Here is a 16,143-nt window from a genome sequence, read left to right on the forward strand (position 1 = left end):
CCCTGGTTCAGGTCTCCCACACCTTGAAGGCCCGTACCCGGTAAGGCGATTGGGGCACCCACGTACCACCGCCCGGATACGTCTCGAACTCGCCGGTCTCGGCGCACTCGGCGGACTGGTAGGTGGTGACGGGCCGTCCGGTGCGGTTGGCGAGGGCGGCGGCGGTGGTTCCGGGCGGCAGCGGGACGCATGCCTCGATGTCGATGCCGGTCAGCTCATGGGTGTACCGGGCACCCCTGAATCCCTCCTTGGCCCATAGGCACAACTGCCCCGTGTCACAGGGCCCGAGCCGGGGCGGCGGCGCCGCGGCCACGGGAACGGCGCCCCCGAGCACGGTGGCGCTGAGTGCGCCGGCGAGGAGAACGGTGGTGGCGGTGCGGACGGTCGTGGAACGCATGGAAACCCCCGTGTGTGCGGCGTGACGATCACGTACATCGATTGTGACGCTCCGTGACCATCTGGGGAAGGCTTCCTGGGGTGATCCACCCGGTCGGGTGACGCGGTGCACCACCGGGGTACACCGAGGGCCCCGCAGCCGACGGCTGCGGGGCCCTCGGACACCAGCGGTCAGATGTGCGCGCCGCCCGCGCCCGCCTCCGCGTTCTCGCCGCGCTTGGTGAGCGTGGCCACCAGCGCCGCGATCACCGCCACGACGCCCGCGACCGTGAAGGCCAGGCCCATGCCGGACATGAACGTGTCGTGGATGACGCCGGAGATCCTGTCGAGGAGGTCCGGTGTCATGCCGGGCACCTTGGCCAGTTCGGCCGGCACGATGCCGAACTCCGCCGCCTGCTCCAGCTTCGGGTCGGCCGGCACCGGGATCCCGGCGTCCTTCCAGTTGGCCGCGAACTCGGAGCTCACCTTGGAGGACATGACCGCGCCCAGCACCGCCGTACCGAGCGCGCCGCCGACCTGCATCGCGGCCTGCTGGAGGCCACCGGCCACACCGGAGAGCTCCAGCGGGGCGTTGCCCACGATGACCTCCGTGGCGCCCACCATGACGGGGGCGAGGCCGAGGCCCAGCAGGGCGAACCAGAGGGACATCGCCAGCGTGCCGGTGCCCTCGGTCAGGGTGATCATGCCGAACATGGCGATCGCCGTGCAGACCATGCCGCCCACCAGCGGGACGCGCGGACCGTACTTGGTGATGAGGGCGCCCGCCAGCGGCGAGGAGACGATCATCATGGCCGTCAGCGGCAGCAGGTGCAGGCCGCTGTCGACCGGGCTGAGGCCCTTGACGCCCTGCAGGTAGAAGGTGACGAAGAACAGGCCGCCCATGAAGGCGAAGGCCATCAGCACCATCAGGACGGTGCCGGCCGACAGCGGTACGGAGCGGAACATGCCGAGCGGGATCAGCGGTTCGGCGACCTTCGTCTCCCAGACGGCGAACACGGCGAACAGCACGAGCGCGCCGCCCAGGAAGCCCCACGTGTTGAGGCTGCCCCAGCCCCAGCTCTCGCCGGCCTTGATGATGCCCCAGATCAGGGACGCCATCGCGGCCGACAGCAGCACGATGCCGAGGACGTCGAACGAGCGCGGCGCGTTCTCCGCGCGGTGGTCCTTCAGGATCACCAGGCCCATGACGAGCGCGAGGACACCGACCGGCACGTTGATGAAGAACACCGACTGCCAGCTGACGTGCTCCACGAGTACGCCGCCGAGGATGGGCCCGCCCGCCGTGGACGCGCCGATGACCATGCCCCAGATGCCGATCGCCATGTTCAGCTTCTCGGCCGGGAAGGTGGCACGCAGCAGGCCCAGCGCGGCCGGCATGAGCAGCGCGCCGAACAGGCCCTGGAGCACCCGGAAGACGATCACCAGGGTGATCGAGTCGGACATGCCGATCGCGGCGGACGCGGCGGCGAAGCCCGCGATGCCGATGAGGAACGTCTGGCGGTGGCCGAAGCGGTCACCGAGCTTGCCGGCCGTGATCAGGGCGACCGCCAGGGCGAGCAGATAGCCGTTGGTGATCCACTGGACGTCGGCGAGCGTCGCGCCGAGGTCCTTCTGGATCGCGGGGTTGGCGATCGCGACGATCGTGCCGTCCAGCGCGACCATCATCACGCCGACCGCCACGGCGAACAACGTCAGCCAGGGGTGGCCGCGCAGCCCCTTGGCCGGGGCAGGCACGGGATCCTGGCCTTGCGGCAGCTTCTCGATGGTGGTCTGACTAGTCATACCGCGAGGCTAATGTCAGTCACTGACAATTGACAAAGCATTTCATACGCCGGTAACTGTCGCGTCGCTCACAGGTAGCCTGAGCAGCCAGAAATGGCAGAAAGAGGACCATGAAGTGACGGCCGAGCAGCCGACCAGCACAGGGACGCCGGCCCCCGCCGGGCTGCGCGAGCGCAAGAAGCAGCGCACCCGCGACGCCCTGCTGCGCGCCGCACTGGAGCTGTTCACCAGCCAGGGGTACGAGCGGACCACGGTCGACGAGATCGTCGACGCCGTCGACGTCTCGCAGCGCACGTTCTTCCGCTACTTCGCGAGCAAGGAAGAGGTCGCCTTCGCCGTCCAGCAGATGGTCGAGCGGCATTTCGTGACCGCCCTGCGCGAACGCCCCGCCCACGAGGCCCCGTTGGAGGCCATGCGCAACGCCGTCCTGTCCGCCTGGAACACCATCGGCGAGGCGATCATGGAGGTCGTCCCGGTGGAGGTGTACCTCCGCACCTTCCAGATGATCGAGTCGACACCCGCGCTCCTGGCCGTGCACCTGCGCCGCTCCATCGAGATGGAGGAGAACATCGCCCGGCTGATCGCCGACCGCGAGGGCCTCGACGTGGACGCCGATCCGCGCCCGCGCGTGGCCGTCGCCGCGTTCAGCGGTGTCATGCGGATCACCGGACAGTTGTGGGGCCGGGGGGAGGACCCGTCCCTGGAGGCGATGCGCACCCTGACGGAGACCTACCTGGACCACCTGGGACCGGCCCTGGCCGCCGACTGGCGCGGCGACGCCGACGCCACGTCCTGGGACCCGCCGTACCCGCCGTACGCGCCGTAGGCGTACGCCCCGCGCGCACGCCGTACGCCCCGCGCGTACGCTGAGTGATCACGCTTCCCCGATCGGCCACCCTCACGCGTGATGTACCTCACCCTCTTCGCGGCGCCCCTCACGTGTCTCCTAGGGTGTCCCGCAGTGACTTCCTTCGACTCCTCCCCCACGCTCCAGGCGTGGCGCGCGCTGCTCGCCCTCGCCGTGGTCTTCGTCCTCCTCATGACCACCGGCTGGACGGCGATCCGCCACCACCGTGGGCCGGGAGAGCCGCGTGAGGCCGCGCTCGCCGCCTGGCGGGACGGCCGGACAGGTACGGCGGACCTGCCCGATCCCGCGTCGCCGCCGGCCGTACTCGCCGCGTTCTTCAGCTCCCTGACGGAACGCCAGCGCCACCGGCTCGCCGCCGAGTACCCGCTCGTCGTCGGCAACCTCGACGGCGCCCCCATCACCCTCCGCTACCGCGCCAACCGGCTCGCGCTGCGCGCCGCGCTCGACGCCGAGCGCAAGCGCGTGGCGGACGAGCGGCTGTCGCCCGACGGCCGCCAGGAGGCCCTCCGCCGCTCGCACCGGTTCGCCTCCCTGATGCGCGAGGACCGGCAGATCCTCGCCTTCGACCCGTCCGGCAAGGGCCGCGTCGCCGAGGTCTTCGGCGACCTCGACCGGGCGCGGCACGTCTCCGTCATCGTCCCGGGCGTCGACACCAACCTGCTGACGTTCGAGAAGACCGCCCGCAAGTACACGGCGCCCGCCGGAATGGCCGAATCCCTGTACGCCGCCGAACGCGCCGCCGCGCCCACCACCCGTACCGCCGTCATCGCCTGGGCCGACTACACCGCACCCGTCGGCGTCGGCATGGACGCGGCCATCGGGCGGCTCGCCGAAAGCGGGGCGGCCCGGCTGGTGTCCCTCAGCGGCGCGCTGCCCGGCGACTCGCGGGTGGCTCTGTTCTGCCACAGCTACGGCTCCGTGGTGTGCGGCGTCGCCGCCCGCCGGCTGCCCGCCCGGGTCGCCGACGTCGCGGTGGCCGGAAGCCCCGGGATGCGCGCCGAGACCGCCGCCGGGCTCGGCACCCGCGCCCGTGTGTGGGCCATGCGCGACGCCGACGACTGGATCGCCGACGTGCCGTACCTGGACGTCGGCGGGCTGGGCCACGGCGCCGATCCGGTGGCCCCGGAGTTCGGGGCGCGGGTACTGTCGGCGGCGGGCGCGGTCGGGCACGCCGGGTACTTCGAACCGGGCACGGAGAGCCTCCGCAACTTCGCCGAGATAGGCGTCGGCTCGTACCGCACCGTGCGCTGCGCCGGCGACCCGGAGGCCTGCCGCGGCGGAATCTCCGGTACGCGGACGCTCTGACGCGCGTAGAGGTGCGTGGGGCCCCGCCGAAGCTCGCAACTCTTCGGGGGCGACGCGCGGGCGCACGCCGCATACGATGAGGCGCATGGGTGATGTGCTGGCCGGAATTCATGCCACCTGGGAGTTCGAACCAGACGCCGTGCTCATCCGCTTCGAACGGGGGATCCGCGCACCGAAGCTCTACCAGGCGCTGCGCGAGCGACGTATCCCGCACGAAGCGTTGGCGTCGGTGACCCTCTCCCCGGGCAGACGCGGCACGGTGGTGCTGCACGCGGTGCCGAGACCGGGCGCCGATCCGCTGATGGAGGCGGCCGCGGGTCAGCTCAAGGACGCCTGCGACCCCTACCGGCTGGTGCTGCCGGCCGAGCGGGAGACGCTCGCCGAGTACTACGCGGACGAGCTCCGGGCGCGGCTGGCGCCCGCGGCGGCGGAACGGGCCGACCGCTTCCTGGTCACCGCCCCGGAGGCGCCGCTGCAGTTCAAGGCGTACGACGGCAAGGCGTCCTTCGACGGCGGCCAGGTGGCGTTCCGCTGGTTCTGGACCGGCGCGTCGTCCGCCAAGTGGAAGGCCGGTGACCAGAGCTTCTCCGTACGGGAGCTGAGCGGCGTCGAGTGGCGCTCGCCCGACGTCTTCGACGGCTATCTGCGGCTGCTGCGGCGCGGCCACGCGGGCGACGCCCAGCCGGCGCAGGCGGACCAGGACCCGGCGGCGGTCGTCTTCGGGCTCGGCTACGGGCCGGTGCACGAGTCGCTGCCGTTCGCGGCCGCGGTCCTCGCGGCGGTACGGGACGCGGGCGCGGCCGCCGTGCCGGTCCCCGCCGCGGTGACGGCCGGCCGTGACCCGGCGGTCATCGCGGAGCGGATACGGCACCTGGGCGAGCTGTACCAGGCGGGTCTGGTGACGGACGAGGAGTTCGCCGTGAAGAAGGCCCAGCTGCTGGCGGAGCTGTAACCCCGTGCCGGCCACCCCGGCAGCCCCGGCGGCCCCCGAGCCGCGCCACCTGACCGGCCCCCGCACGTCACCGGGGCGGCAGGGGTGTCGTACCGGGGTACGAGGGCAGAACCGGGACCCGGGTATGACGTCGGGGTGGGCGCCCGGTGCCTAGGCTGGCGGGATCATGAGTAGCCCTTCCCCGTCCGCCACCCGACGTGTGCGCGACGCGCTGCGCGTACTGGGGCTCGCCCTCGCCACGCCCGCCGAGCCCGGCGCGCCGCTGCTCGCGCAGGCGTCGTCGCGGTGGCTCCGCCTGCTTCCGTACGCCGTCGCCTTCGCGTTCGTCGCGTCGCTGCTGCCGGTCACCGTGACCGTGCTCGTCAACGGCTACGCGGTGAACGGCGCGATCGCCGGGGCACTGGCGACCGCCCAGACCGCGCCGCTGCTGCTCGCCGTGGCGCGGCCGCTCCAGGCGTGGTCGATCGTCATGGCCGCCGATGTGCTGGGCGCGCTGGTCCTGCTCGGCGCGGACGGCGTGGCCGGCCGGTCCTGGCCGTGGACGCCGATGATCGTGGTCGGCTACCTGGCGCTGATGGTGGCCGTGGGGCTGCGCGAGCCGCGCCGGACGCTGCTGGCCGTGTGGCTGGTGACGGGCGCGGCGGGGTTCGCCTTCGAGTTGGTCTCGCAGACCCGCAGCGACGGCGTCCACCTGCTGCTGTTCATCCTGAGCGGGGTCGTGCTGCTGCTCACCGCGGCCCTGCGGGAACGCGGGGACGCGCAGCGCCGGCTGGTCGAGCAGGAGACGATCAGCGAGGCCGAGCGCGCCCGACGCACGCTGCTGGAGGAACGGGCGCGGATCGCCCGCGAGTTGCACGACATCGTGGCCCACCACATGTCGGTGATCACGGTGCAGGCGGATTCGGCGCCGTACCGGATCGAGGGGCTGCCGGAGGCGGCCCTAGAGGAGTTCTCGACGATCGCCGCGTCCGCCCGCGAGTCCCTGACCGAGATGCGGCGGCTGCTGGCGGTGCTGCGCAGTGAGGGTACGGAGGGCGAACGGGCGCCCCAGCCGGGTCTGGAGCGGATCCAGCAGCTGGTGGAGGCGACGGTACGGGCGGGTGTGCCGGCCGAGCTGTCGATGCCGGCCGGCCTGGGCCCGGTGCCGCAGGCGGTGGACCTGTCCGCGTACCGGATCGTGCAGGAGGCCCTCGCGAACGTGGTGCGGCACGCGCCCGGCGCGGCGACGCGCGTGTCGGTGTCGTCGGACGGCGGCCGGCTGACGGTACTGGTCGTCAACGGCCCGCCCGCCGAAGCGCGTTCGCCCCTGGAGAGCAGCGGCACCGGGCACGGGCTCGTCGGCATGCGGGAGCGCGTACGGTTGACCGGCGGCACCCTCGACACCGGGCCGCTGCCGGACGGGGGCTTCCGGGTCGCGGCCCGGATCCCATTCGCTACGGAGGAACCCGCGTGACCATCCGCGTGATCATCGTCGACGACCAGGCCATGGTGCGCGCGGGGTTCGCCGCCCTGCTGTCGGCGCAGCCCGACATCGACGTGGTGGGGGAGGCGCCGGACGGGCGGGAGGGCGTGTCGGTGGCCCGTTCCGCCCATCCCGACGTCGTGCTGATGGACGTCCGGATGCCGGAGATGGACGGGCTGGCTGCGGCGCGCGAGATCCTGTCGCCGCCACCGGGGGTCGTCCACCGGCCGAAGGTGCTGATGCTCACCACCTTCGACGTGGACGACTACGTGTACGAGGCGCTGCGCGCCGGCGCGTCCGGGTTCCTGCTCAAGGACGCCCCGCCGGCCGACCTGATCGCCGCGGTACGGGTGGTGGCGGCCGGCGAGGCGCTGCTGGCCCCGTCCGTGACGCGCCGCCTGATCGCCGACTTCGCCGCTTCCCGCCCGGCCCCGCGCCGGGACCGCTCGCTGCGCCTGAACGGCCTGACGCCCCGTGAGACGGAGGTCCTGGAGCTGATCGCCCGGGGCCTGTCGAACCAGGAGATCGCCGGCCACCTGATCCTGGCCGAGCAGACGGTGAAGACCCACATCGGCCGGGTCCTGTCGAAACTGGACCTCCGCGACCGGGCGCAGGCGGTCGTCTTCGCGTACGAGTCGGGCCTGGTGACCCCGGGCGACGCCTGAGGGCTGACCCACCCCCTACTCCGGTATCACCCCGCGGTTGGCTCCGCGGGGTGACGCCCCCTCACAAGCCGCCCTCCTACCTTCCTCTCGCCGCAGCACAGGACGAAGGAAGAAGAGGGGGCGTCATGCGCCGCTGGAAGAGGAGTCTCACGGCCGTCGCGCTCGCGGCGGCCGTCGTGACCGGGACCGCCGGATGGGCCGCCGGGAGCGGGCAGCGGCCCGTCACCGGGCCACCGCCGGGGAGCGAGGCGTGGCGGGCCGACACCTCGCTGGGGCGGGCCCTGCCCGATCCGGCGCACGCCACGCCGCGTGAAGTCGCCGCGTTCTTCCGCACACTGACGGGCGCCCAGCAGCGGGGCCTCGCGCACCGCCACCCCACCGTCGTCGGCAACCTCGACGGCGCCCCGGTCGCCCTCCGCTACGAGGCCAACGCGACCGCCCTGCGCCGCGACGCCCGGTTCGCGCACCTCGCCGGGCACGGGCGGCAGATCCTCGCGTTCGACCCGCGCGGCCGGGGCCAGGTCGCCGAGGTGTACGGGGACCTGGCGCGCAGCCGTCACGTCGCCGTCCTCGTCCCCGGGTCGGACATCGACGCCGGGACGTACGACCACCCCACCGACCCGTACGGCACCCCCGCCGGGATGGCGCGGCAGCTGCGGGCGGCGGCGAAGGGCACCGCCGTCATCGCCTGGGCCGGCTACACCACGCCCGTCGGCGTGGGTCTCGACGCCGCCTCCGGCGACCTCGCCGAGGCCGGTGCCGCGCGGCTGACCCGGCTCACCGACGGGCTCGCGGCCGTCGAGGCCCCCGCGCCCGCCGTCTTCTGCCACAGCTACGGCTCCGTCGTCTGCGGCCTGGCCGCCCCGCACCTCAAGGCCGGGGACCTCGTCGTCCTCGGCTCCCCCGGCATGCGCGCCGACACCGTCGCCGACCTGGGCACCGCCGCCCGTGTGTGGGCCGCCAAGGACCCGTCCGACTGGATCTCCAAGGTGCCGAACGTCCAGCTCCTCGGCCTCGGCCACGGCAGCGACCCGGCCGATCCCGCCTTCGGCGCCCGTCCCGTGCCCGCCGCCGACGCCCACGGCCATACCGGCTACTTCGCGCCCGGCACCCAGTCCCTCCGTACCTTCGCCGCCATCGCCCGGGGGGAGGCCCGATGAAGCTCGCCGAACGGATCGAGGCCCGCACGCCCGCCCACCGCGACCGCGCCGTCGACGGGCTGCGCGCCCTCGCGCTGCTCGCCGTCCCCACCGGCCACTGGCTCCTCGGCGGTTTCACACTCGACGCCGGCGGGGCGATCCACAACGCCAGCCCGCTCAGCACCTTCGGGTTCTTCGCCCCCGTCAGCTGGGTGCTCCAGATGCTGGGGATCTTCTTCCTGGTCGGCGGGTACGCGTCCGTCCTGTCGTACCACAGGCGCCAAGGCTCCACGGGCGCGTGGCTCAGGGGGCGGATCGCCCGGCTCGGCCGTCCCGTCCTCGGGGTCACCGCCGTCTGGGCCGTCCTGATCCCGGTGCTGTACGCCCTGGGCGTCCCGAACGACACGCTGCGCACCGGATCGACGCTGGTCGTCCAGCCGCTGTGGTTCGTCGGCGTCTACACGGCCGTCACCGCCCTCACCCCGTACTGCGTACGCGCCGCCCGCCGGCTCGGCGCCTGGGCGGCCGCGCCGCTCCTCGCCTCGGTCGCCGTGGTCGACGTCCTGCGCTACGGCCCGTACGCCGAGGCCGTGCCGTCCTGGCTGGGCGTGCTGAACATCCTGCCCGGCTGGCTCTTCGCGTACCAACTGGGCGTCTCCTGGGGCGAGAAGAGGATCCGCACCACGCATGCGCGGGCGCTGCTCGTCGGCGGCGCGGCCCTGTTCGCGGCGCTCCTGCTCGCCTTCCACTACCCCACCTCGATGGTCGGCGTCCCCGGCGAGGCCCGTACCAACTCCCACCCGCCGTCGCTGCTCGTCCTCGCGCTCGCCGCCGCGCAGAGCGGCGCCGCGATCCTGCTGCGCGACCGGCTGGGCCGGCTGCTGCGGCGTCCCGCCCTGTGGGCGCCGGTCGTCGTCGTCAACCTCTCGGCGATGACGATCCTGTGCTGGCACCAGACGGCGATGCTGGCCGCCGCCGTTCCCGCGTCGTTCGCGGGCCCGCTGCCGGGCCTGACGACCGCGCCCGACACGCTCGGCTGGATCCTGGCGCGGCTGGCGTGGCTGCCGCTGTTCGCGGGGCTGCTGCTCCTGATCGGGCGGTACGCGCGCGGGTTCGATACCCCGTGGACGCACACGAGCGCCGCCCGCCGCTCGGCAGCGGGGCTGCTGGCGGCGGGCTTCGCGGTGTACGCGCTGGGCTAGGCCTGGATCTCGCGGGAGGCGGAGGCGAACGACATGTCCGCGTACCGGTCGCCGGCCACCTGGGCGGCGATCGGCTCCAGCTCCGCCAGCTCCTGCTCGCTGAGCGTGATCCGGGTGGCCGCGGCGTTCTCCAGCAGGCGGGTCCGCTTGCGGGTGCCCGGGATGGGCACGACGGTCAGACCGTGCACGGCCGCCCGCTGCTGGACCCACGCGAGCGCGATCTGCGCGGGCGTCGCCCCGTGCGCCTCCGCGACCTCGCGGACGGGCTTCAGCAGGTCGGCGTTCCGCTGGGCGTTCTCGCCCGAGAAGCGCGGATGGGCCTGGCGGAAGTCGTTGCTCGACAGGTCCTTGGCCGCGTCGGCGAACGCCCCGGTGAGGAACCCGCGCCCGAGCGGCGAGTACGGCACGAACGCCACGCCCAGCTCGGCCGCCGCGCCCACGGCGCTGCGCTCCACGTCCCGGGAGAACAGCGACCACTCCGACTGCAGGGCGGCGATCGGGTGCACGGCGTGCGCCTCGCGCAGCTCGGGGCCGGTCACCTCGCTGAGGCCGAGGTGCTTGACCTTGCCCTCCTTCACCAGCTCGGCCATCACGCCGACGGTTTCGGCGAGCGGCACGGCCGGGTCACGGCGGTGCATGTAGTACAGGTCGATGACGTCGACGCCGAGGCGGCGCAGGCTGCCCTCGACGCACGACCTGATGTACGCGGGGTCGTTGCTGATGCCCCGGTACGTGGGGTCGTCGGTGCGTACGATGCCGAACTTCGTGGCCAGGGTGATCTCGTCGCGGTGCTCGGCGACGAACGGCGCGAGGAACTCCTCGTTGGCGCCCCGCCCGTAGATGTCGGCGGTGTCGATCAGCGTGACGCCCGCCTCCAGCGCGGCGTCCAGGGTGTCACGGGCAGCAGCCTCGTCGGTGTCGCCGTAGAACTCGCTGATGCCCATGGCGCCGAAGCCCTGGACGCCCACCAGCGGGCCTCCCCCAGAGCCTTCGGCCTGGGAGGTACCCCCAGTGCCGAGGCGTACCGTCGCGATCTTCTCGATGCCGCTCATGTGGTCCTCTCCGGGGCCCGCCGGGCACCCGCGTAATAGTCGATCTTGTAGTCGAGCACGGCGAGGGTGTCCTGGAGCTCCGCGATCCGGGACCGCACGTCCCGCCGCGTGGCCTCCAGCAGCTCCTGCCGCTCCTCGAAGGTGTGCTCGCCCCGCCGCACCAGCTCGGCGTAGCGCACCATGTCCGCCACCGGCATGCCGGTCAGCCGCAGCTTGCCGACGAAGGTGAGCCAGTCGAGGTCCTTGTTGGTGAAGCGGCGCTGACCGGTGTGGGAGCGGTCGACGTGCGGCATCAGCCCGATCCGCTCGTACCAGCGCAGGGTGTGCGCGGTGAGCCCGGTCCAGGCCGACACCTCGCTGATCGTGTAGCGATCCTGCCCGTCGGGTCGCGGGTGCGGGGGCGGCGCGGACAGGCAGATGCCGGGGCGCTCGGTCCGTACGGGAGTGCTCTCGATCACCGTCATGGCCTCCACGCTAGGACCTTGGAGTGCACTCCAAGCAAGTCCCAACCGGGGAGATACGCTCGTACGCATGCGAAGCGTGGCGTTGATCGAGAACTGGCCGGTGGAGACCGCGGCGGCGGCCGTGGTGCGGGCGGACGGCACCGTCGTGGGGGCGCACGGCCCGACCGGCCGGCCGTTCCCGCTGGCGTCGGTGACCAAACCGCTCGCCGCGTACGCCGTGCTCGTGGCGTACGAGGAGGGCGCGATCGAGCTCGACGAGCCGGCCGGGCCGGAGGGCGCCACCGTGCGGCACCTGCTCGCGCACACGTCCGGGCTGGCGTTCGACGAGCACCGGGTCATGGCCGGGCCGGGCACGCGGCGGATCTACTCCAACGCCGGGTTCGAGGTGCTGGGCGACCATGTCGCGAAGGCCACCGACATCCCGTTCGCGGAGTACCTGCGCCAGGCGGTGCTGGAGCCGCTGGGCATGACGGCCACCACGCTGGACGGCTCGCCCGCCAAGGACGGTGTCTCGACGGTCGACGACCTGGTGCGGTTCGCCGCCGAGGTGCAGGCGCCGCGGCTGCTGGACCCGCGCACCGTGCTGGAGGCCATGACGGTCGTCCACCCGGGGCTGACGGGCATCCTGCCCGGGTACGGGCACCAGCGGCCCAACGACTGGGGCCTCGGCTTCGAGATCCGGGACGGCAAGTCGCCGCACTGGACGGGGGCTTCGTCGTCCCCGCGGACGTTCGGGCACTTCGGCCAGTCGGGCACGTTCCTGTGGATCGACCCCGACGCGGGCGCGGCGTGCGTGGCCCTGACCGACCGGGCCTTCGGCCCGTGGGCGATCGAGGCGTGGCCGCCCTTCACGGACGCGGTGCTGGCGGAGCTGGCCGGCACGGCGCGCTAGCGGCGCCCGCCGGACCGGCGCGCGGGACCGGCTCGAGCCGGGGCGCGCGGCGCGGGCCCGCCACCGGAGCGCGCTGACAGCGGCACGCGCACGACGGCGCGCCGTGGCGGCGCCCGAACGACGGCCCGCTGACGCCGACGCGCTGACGGCGGGGCGCTGACGCCGACGCGCTGACGGGCCCTGGCAATGGCGCGCCGGGCGACGGCCGCTGATGCCGCGAGCCCTGCCGTCGGCGCCCCCGACGGCGTGCCGCGCGTCGTACCAACGCCCGCCCACCAGCGGGCCCACGTCGGCGGCGCGCCGGCACCGCTAGCGCCGGCGCGCGCCGCGTCGTACCAGCGCCTCCACCTCCGTCAGCCGCAGCGGCCGGGCCAGCAGGGTGAACACCGCCGCGATCACCACCGCGCCGGCGCCCGCCGCCACGAACGGGCCGCCCGCGGTCGCCCACCGCGCCGCCCCGTACCCGAGCGTCGCCGCCGGGACGGCCGCCACCAGGAGCCGGACCAGGGCCGAGAGGGCCCCGCCGCCGTCGCGTCCGCCCGGCGAGGTCAGCCGCCGCCGCAGTACGTACGCGGTGACCGCCCAGCCGGCCCACAGCGCCACCGAGTACGCCCCGGCCATGCCGGTCACGGCCCAGCGCGCCGGCAGCACCAGGTAGGCCGCCACCGACAGGCCCGCGTTGAGCCCGGCGATCAGCAGGTTCAGCAGGAACGGCGTCCTCGTGTCGCGCAGCGCGTAGAAGCCCCGCGTCAGCACGTACTGCCCGGAGAAGGCCACCAGGCCGGGCGCGAACGCCATCAGGACGGCCGCCATGCGCGCGATGTCGTCCGCGTCGGTCCTGCCGTACTCGAAGACGGCGGCCATCAGCGGCCCGGCCAGCGCCAGCAGCGCGCACGCGGCGGGGACGACGGCGGCCGCGCTGGTGCGCAGCGCGTACGAGACGTCCCGCCGCACCCCGGCCGTGTCGCCCTCCGCCGCCGCGCCGCTCATGCGCGGCATCAGGGCGGTGACCAGCGAGACGGTCACGATGCCGTGCGGGACCATCCACAGCAGGTAGGCGTTGGTGTACGCGCTGAACCCGGCGCCCCCGTCCATCCCTTCGGGCGCCAACCGCGCGCCCGCCGCCGTGGCGAGCCGGGTGGTGACCCAGTACGCGCCCTGGTTGGTGAGCACCAGCAGCACCAGCCAGCCCGCCGAGCGCAGCGGTGACGTCAGTCCGCTGCCGCGCCAGTCGAAGCGGGGCCGGAAGCGGAAGCGGGCGCCGCGCAGGGAGGGCAGCAGGGCGAGCGCCTGGACGACGATCCCGGCCGTGGTGCCCCAGCCGAGCAGCGTGGTCTCGCCGGGGCTGAGCGCGCCGCCGTCACTCACGGCCAGGTACAGCGCGAACACGGCGATCACGACGACGTTGTTGAGGACGGGCGTCCACATCATCGCGCCGAACCGGCCACGCGCGTTGAGGACTTGGCCGAGCAGCGTGAACAGGCCGAGGAAGAAGATCTGCGGCAGGCAGTAGCGGGCGAAGGCGACCGTCATCGTGGCCTGCGGGCCGGTGTAGTCGGTGTACGCGCCGACGAGGGCGGGCGCCGCCAGCACGGCGCCGGCCGTGAGCGCCAGCAGCCCGAGCAGACAGGCCGTCAGCAGCCGGTCGGTGTACGCCCTGCCGCCGTCGTCGTGCTCCTTGGCGGCCTTGACCAGCTCGGGTACGAAGACGGCGTTGAGGGCGCCGCCGAGGAGCAGCATGTAGACGATGTTGGGGACGGTGTTGCCGACGGCGTACCCGTCGGCGATCAGTCCGGTGCCGAGGGCGGCGGCGACGATGGCGGACCGGCCGAATCCGGTGGCCCGGGAGAGCAGCGAGCCGGCGGCCATGACGGCGCCGCTGCGCGCCAGGGACGGCGAGGAGGACGAGGAGGGTGAGGGCGGCGCCGGTTTCGTCGGCGTATCGACGGTGGTGTCGCTCAACGGTTCTCCCCCAAGGTGCCGGCGCCCCGCGACGCCATCAGCCGCTCATCTCCCACAGCAGCACCTCGGCCCGCCCGAGTGCCACCAGTTCCAGCCCCTCCGCGCCGGTGATCCGGGCCGCGTCGCCCGGACCCAGCCCGTCGTCGCCGAGCCGCACCGAGCCCCGTACCACGTGGACGTACACGAAGGCGGCGTCCGGGACGGCGACGCGTTCGCCGGGGGCCGCCGGGCGGCGTACGTGGAGCATGGCGCCGGCGGCGGGCAGGGCGTACGGCGTGGCGTCCGCGATGCCCCGCACGACGTCGTACGACGGGTCGCCGCCGGGTTCCTTCGGCGCCAGCCACATCTGGACGAAGACCAGCGGGTCCTCGCCGTCGTTGCGCTCCTCGTGCCGGACGCCGGCCGCGGCGCTGAGGTGTTGTACGTCACCTGGCCCGATGCGCGAGGTGTGCCCGGCCGAGTCGCGGTGGGTGAGCTCGCCCTGGACGACCCAGGTGACGATCTCGGTGTGGCTGTGGGGGTGCTCGTCGAACCCGGAGCCGGGTGCGAGCCGCTCCTCGTTGCAGGCGAGGACGGCGCCGAAGCGGAGGTTGCCGGGGTCGTAGAAGCGCCCGAAGGAGAAGGCGTGCAGGGTCTCGATGCCGGCCGCGGCCTCGCCGCCGCGGTAGCGCTCGGCGGCCCGCTGGACGGTCCACGCCTGCGGGCCCGATTCGGGACGCGCGGCGGCCGCCGCTCCGTCCGGATGCCAGGAACTCACGGGACCACCGTAGCCCCGGCGCCGCACTCCCCCGTCCTGATGAGGCAGTCTTGTCCCGTGCCTGAACCCGCAGCGAACGACGCCCACCCCCATGCCGCCACCCTGAAGCGCCTCGAGCAGTCCTCCGGACGGCTTGCGGCGAACGCCATTGCCCGCATGGACGAGACGCTGCCCTGGTACCGGGCCATGCCCCCGGAGAACCGGTCGTGGATCGGCCTGGTCGCCCAGGCCGGTATCGCCGCGTTCACCGAGTGGTTCCGGCACCCGGAGACCCCGCAGGCGATCTCGACCGACGTGTTCGGGACGGCTCCGCGCGAGCTGACCCGGGCGATCACGCTGCGCCAGACCGTGGAGATGGTGCGGACGACGATCGAGGTCATGGAGTCGGCGATCGAGGAGGTCGCCGCCCCGGGCGACGAGTCGGTGCTGCGCGAGGCACTGCTGGTGTACGCCCGGGAGATCGCGTTCGCGACCGCCCAGGTGTACGCGCAGGCCGCCGAGGCGCGCGGCGCGTGGGACGCCCGGCTGGAGTCCCTGGTGGTGAACGCGGTGCTGTCCGGGGAGGCCGACGAGGGCGCCGTCTCGCGGGCGGCCGCTCTCGGCTGGAACTCGCCGGAGCATGTGTGCGTGATCCTGGGCACGGCGCCGGACGGCGACAGCGAGCTGACCGTCGAGGCGATCCGGCGGGCGGCCCGGCACGCCAAGCTCCAGGTCCTCACCGGGGTGCTCGGCGACCGGCTGGTCGTCATCGCGGGCGGCAGCGACAACCCGCTCCAGGTGGCCAAGTCGCTGATCGGCCCGTACGCCGCCGGGCCGGTGGTCGCCGGGCCGATCGTGCCGGACCTGCTCGCGGCGACCCGGTCCGCGCAGGCCGCGGCGGCGGGCCTGAAGGCGTGTTCGGCCTGGCAGGACGCGCCTCGGCCGGTGCTGGCGGACGATCTCCTGCCGGAGCGCGCGATGGCCGGTGACCCGTCGGCGCGCGAGCAGCTGGTGGAGGAGATCTACAGACCGCTGGAGGAGGCGGGCTCGGCGCTGCTGGAGACGCTGAGCGTCTATCTGGAGCAGGCGAGCAGCCTGGAGGGCGCGGCCCGGATGCTCTTCGTGCACCCCAATACCGTGCGCTACCGGCTTCGACGTGTGACCGACGTCACCGGATGGTCACCGTCCGATGTGCGTTCCGCGTTCACGCTGCGGATCGCGCTGATCCTGGGGCGTCTGGCCGACGGAGATCCCCAGTCCTAGACT

15 protein-coding genes are annotated in these 16,143 nt (G+C 73.7%); 9 read left to right on the forward strand and 6 right to left on the reverse strand.

From position 1 onward, the window contains the following. Positions 1-7: 7 nt before the first annotated feature. The gene (locus BKD26_RS08955) at positions 8-397 is read right to left on the reverse strand and encodes a peptidase inhibitor family I36 protein (RefSeq protein WP_084897284.1); all 390 of its coding nucleotides are present in this window, start codon (positions 395-397) and stop codon (positions 8-10) included. 170 nt (positions 398-567) lie between these two features. Next, positions 568-2,178 carry an MFS transporter gene (locus BKD26_RS08960; RefSeq protein ID WP_084897285.1) on the reverse strand — a complete coding sequence of 537 codons (1,611 nt, stop codon included), beginning with the start codon at positions 2,176-2,178 and terminating at the stop codon, positions 568-570. A 115-nt stretch (positions 2,179-2,293) separates the two neighbouring features. Here BKD26_RS08960 and BKD26_RS08965 point away from each other — a divergent pair, with 115 nt between their 5' ends. From BKD26_RS08965 to BKD26_RS08995, 7 genes are all read left to right on the forward strand, one after another. Further along, the gene (locus BKD26_RS08965) at positions 2,294-3,004 is read left to right on the forward strand and encodes a TetR family transcriptional regulator (protein WP_084897286.1); all 711 of its coding nucleotides are present in this window, start codon (positions 2,294-2,296) and stop codon (positions 3,002-3,004) included. 135 nt (positions 3,005-3,139) lie between these two features. Continuing rightward, positions 3,140-4,351 carry an alpha/beta hydrolase gene (locus BKD26_RS08970; protein WP_179166474.1) on the forward strand — a complete coding sequence of 404 codons (1,212 nt, stop codon included), beginning with the start codon at positions 3,140-3,142 and terminating at the stop codon, positions 4,349-4,351. 85 nt (positions 4,352-4,436) lie between these two features. After that, positions 4,437-5,303 (forward strand): DUF4429 domain-containing protein, encoded by an 867-nt coding sequence (locus BKD26_RS08975; protein ID WP_179166475.1) that lies wholly within the window; start codon positions 4,437-4,439, stop codon positions 5,301-5,303. Between the two features lie 166 nt (positions 5,304-5,469). After that, positions 5,470-6,756 carry a sensor histidine kinase gene (locus BKD26_RS08980; protein WP_084897288.1) on the forward strand — a complete coding sequence of 429 codons (1,287 nt, stop codon included), beginning with the start codon at positions 5,470-5,472 and terminating at the stop codon, positions 6,754-6,756. Next, complete coding sequence (locus BKD26_RS08985) at positions 6,753-7,430, forward strand: response regulator transcription factor (RefSeq protein WP_073751742.1); 678 nt, start codon at positions 6,753-6,755, stop codon at positions 7,428-7,430. The genes BKD26_RS08980 and BKD26_RS08985 overlap by 4 nt, the downstream gene beginning before the upstream one ends. A 125-nt stretch (positions 7,431-7,555) precedes the next feature. Next, on the forward strand, positions 7,556-8,590 hold the full coding sequence (locus tag BKD26_RS08990; RefSeq protein ID WP_084897289.1) for an alpha/beta hydrolase: 1,035 nt from the start codon (positions 7,556-7,558) through the stop codon (positions 8,588-8,590). After that, the gene (locus tag BKD26_RS08995; RefSeq protein ID WP_084897290.1) at positions 8,587-9,771 is read left to right on the forward strand and encodes an acyltransferase; all 1,185 of its coding nucleotides are present in this window, start codon (positions 8,587-8,589) and stop codon (positions 9,769-9,771) included. Before BKD26_RS08990 ends, BKD26_RS08995 begins: the two co-directional genes overlap by 4 nt. On the opposite strand, the gene BKD26_RS09000 is transcribed toward BKD26_RS08995, so the two are convergent. Both BKD26_RS09000 and BKD26_RS09005 read right to left on the reverse strand, forming a co-directional pair. After that, positions 9,768-10,823 (reverse strand): aldo/keto reductase, encoded by a 1,056-nt coding sequence (locus BKD26_RS09000; protein WP_084897291.1) that lies wholly within the window; start codon positions 10,821-10,823, stop codon positions 9,768-9,770. The two genes, BKD26_RS08995 and BKD26_RS09000, sit on opposite strands and share 4 nt — an antisense overlap. Next, positions 10,820-11,287, reverse strand: coding sequence for a MerR family transcriptional regulator (locus BKD26_RS09005; RefSeq protein WP_084897399.1), 468 nt, complete (start codon positions 11,285-11,287; stop codon positions 10,820-10,822). The genes BKD26_RS09000 and BKD26_RS09005 overlap by 4 nt, the downstream gene beginning before the upstream one ends. A 67-nt stretch (positions 11,288-11,354) precedes the next feature. On the opposite strand from BKD26_RS09005, the gene BKD26_RS09010 reads away from it, so the two are divergent. Beyond that, complete coding sequence (locus BKD26_RS09010) at positions 11,355-12,179, forward strand: serine hydrolase domain-containing protein (RefSeq protein WP_084897292.1); 825 nt, start codon at positions 11,355-11,357, stop codon at positions 12,177-12,179. A 309-nt stretch (positions 12,180-12,488) separates the two neighbouring features. Here the strand turns inward: BKD26_RS09010 and murJ are convergent, their stop codons facing one another. Beyond that, positions 12,489-14,069: a murein biosynthesis integral membrane protein MurJ gene (murJ, locus tag BKD26_RS09015; protein ID WP_277622359.1), complete on the reverse strand. Its 1,581-nt coding sequence runs from the start codon at positions 14,067-14,069 to the stop codon at positions 12,489-12,491. 109 nt (positions 14,070-14,178) lie between these two features. After that, entirely contained in the window at positions 14,179-14,781 is a 603-nt protein-coding gene (locus tag BKD26_RS09020; RefSeq protein ID WP_241518593.1) for a pirin family protein, read from the reverse strand. A 156-nt stretch (positions 14,782-14,937) separates the two neighbouring features. On the opposite strand from BKD26_RS09020, the gene BKD26_RS09025 reads away from it, so the two are divergent. Next, the gene (locus BKD26_RS09025; RefSeq protein ID WP_084897401.1) at positions 14,938-16,140 is read left to right on the forward strand and encodes a helix-turn-helix domain-containing protein; all 1,203 of its coding nucleotides are present in this window, start codon (positions 14,938-14,940) and stop codon (positions 16,138-16,140) included. The last annotated feature ends 3 nt before the right edge of the window (positions 16,141-16,143 follow it).

The sequence above is a fragment of the Streptomyces sp. CB03238 genome, from assembly GCF_002099185.1.
Lineage (GTDB): Bacteria > Actinomycetota > Actinomycetes > Streptomycetales > Streptomycetaceae > Streptomyces.

What these genes read in the sequence shown, in the direction of transcription:
- BKD26_RS09010 (WP_084897292.1), top strand. Translation starts at nt 11,355, where the DNA reads ATGCGAAGCGTGGCGTTGATCGAGAACTGGCCGGTGGAGACCGCGGCG.
- BKD26_RS08960 (WP_084897285.1), bottom strand. Translation starts at nt 2,178, where the DNA reads ATGACTAGTCAGACCACCATCGAGAAGCTGCCGCAAGGCCAGGATCCC.
- BKD26_RS08955 (WP_084897284.1), bottom strand. Translation starts at nt 397, where the DNA reads ATGCGTTCCACGACCGTCCGCACCGCCACCACCGTTCTCCTCGCCGGC.
- BKD26_RS08990 (WP_084897289.1), top strand. Translation starts at nt 7,556, where the DNA reads ATGCGCCGCTGGAAGAGGAGTCTCACGGCCGTCGCGCTCGCGGCGGCC.
- BKD26_RS09025 (WP_084897401.1), top strand. Translation starts at nt 14,938, where the DNA reads ATGAGGCAGTCTTGTCCCGTGCCTGAACCCGCAGCGAACGACGCCCAC.
- BKD26_RS09000 (WP_084897291.1), bottom strand. Translation starts at nt 10,823, where the DNA reads ATGAGCGGCATCGAGAAGATCGCGACGGTACGCCTCGGCACTGGGGGT.
- BKD26_RS09005 (WP_084897399.1), bottom strand. Translation starts at nt 11,287, where the DNA reads ATGACGGTGATCGAGAGCACTCCCGTACGGACCGAGCGCCCCGGCATC.
- BKD26_RS08995 (WP_084897290.1), top strand. Translation starts at nt 8,587, where the DNA reads ATGAAGCTCGCCGAACGGATCGAGGCCCGCACGCCCGCCCACCGCGAC.
- BKD26_RS08975 (WP_179166475.1), top strand. Translation starts at nt 4,437, where the DNA reads ATGGGTGATGTGCTGGCCGGAATTCATGCCACCTGGGAGTTCGAACCA.
- BKD26_RS08980 (WP_084897288.1), top strand. Translation starts at nt 5,470, where the DNA reads ATGAGTAGCCCTTCCCCGTCCGCCACCCGACGTGTGCGCGACGCGCTG.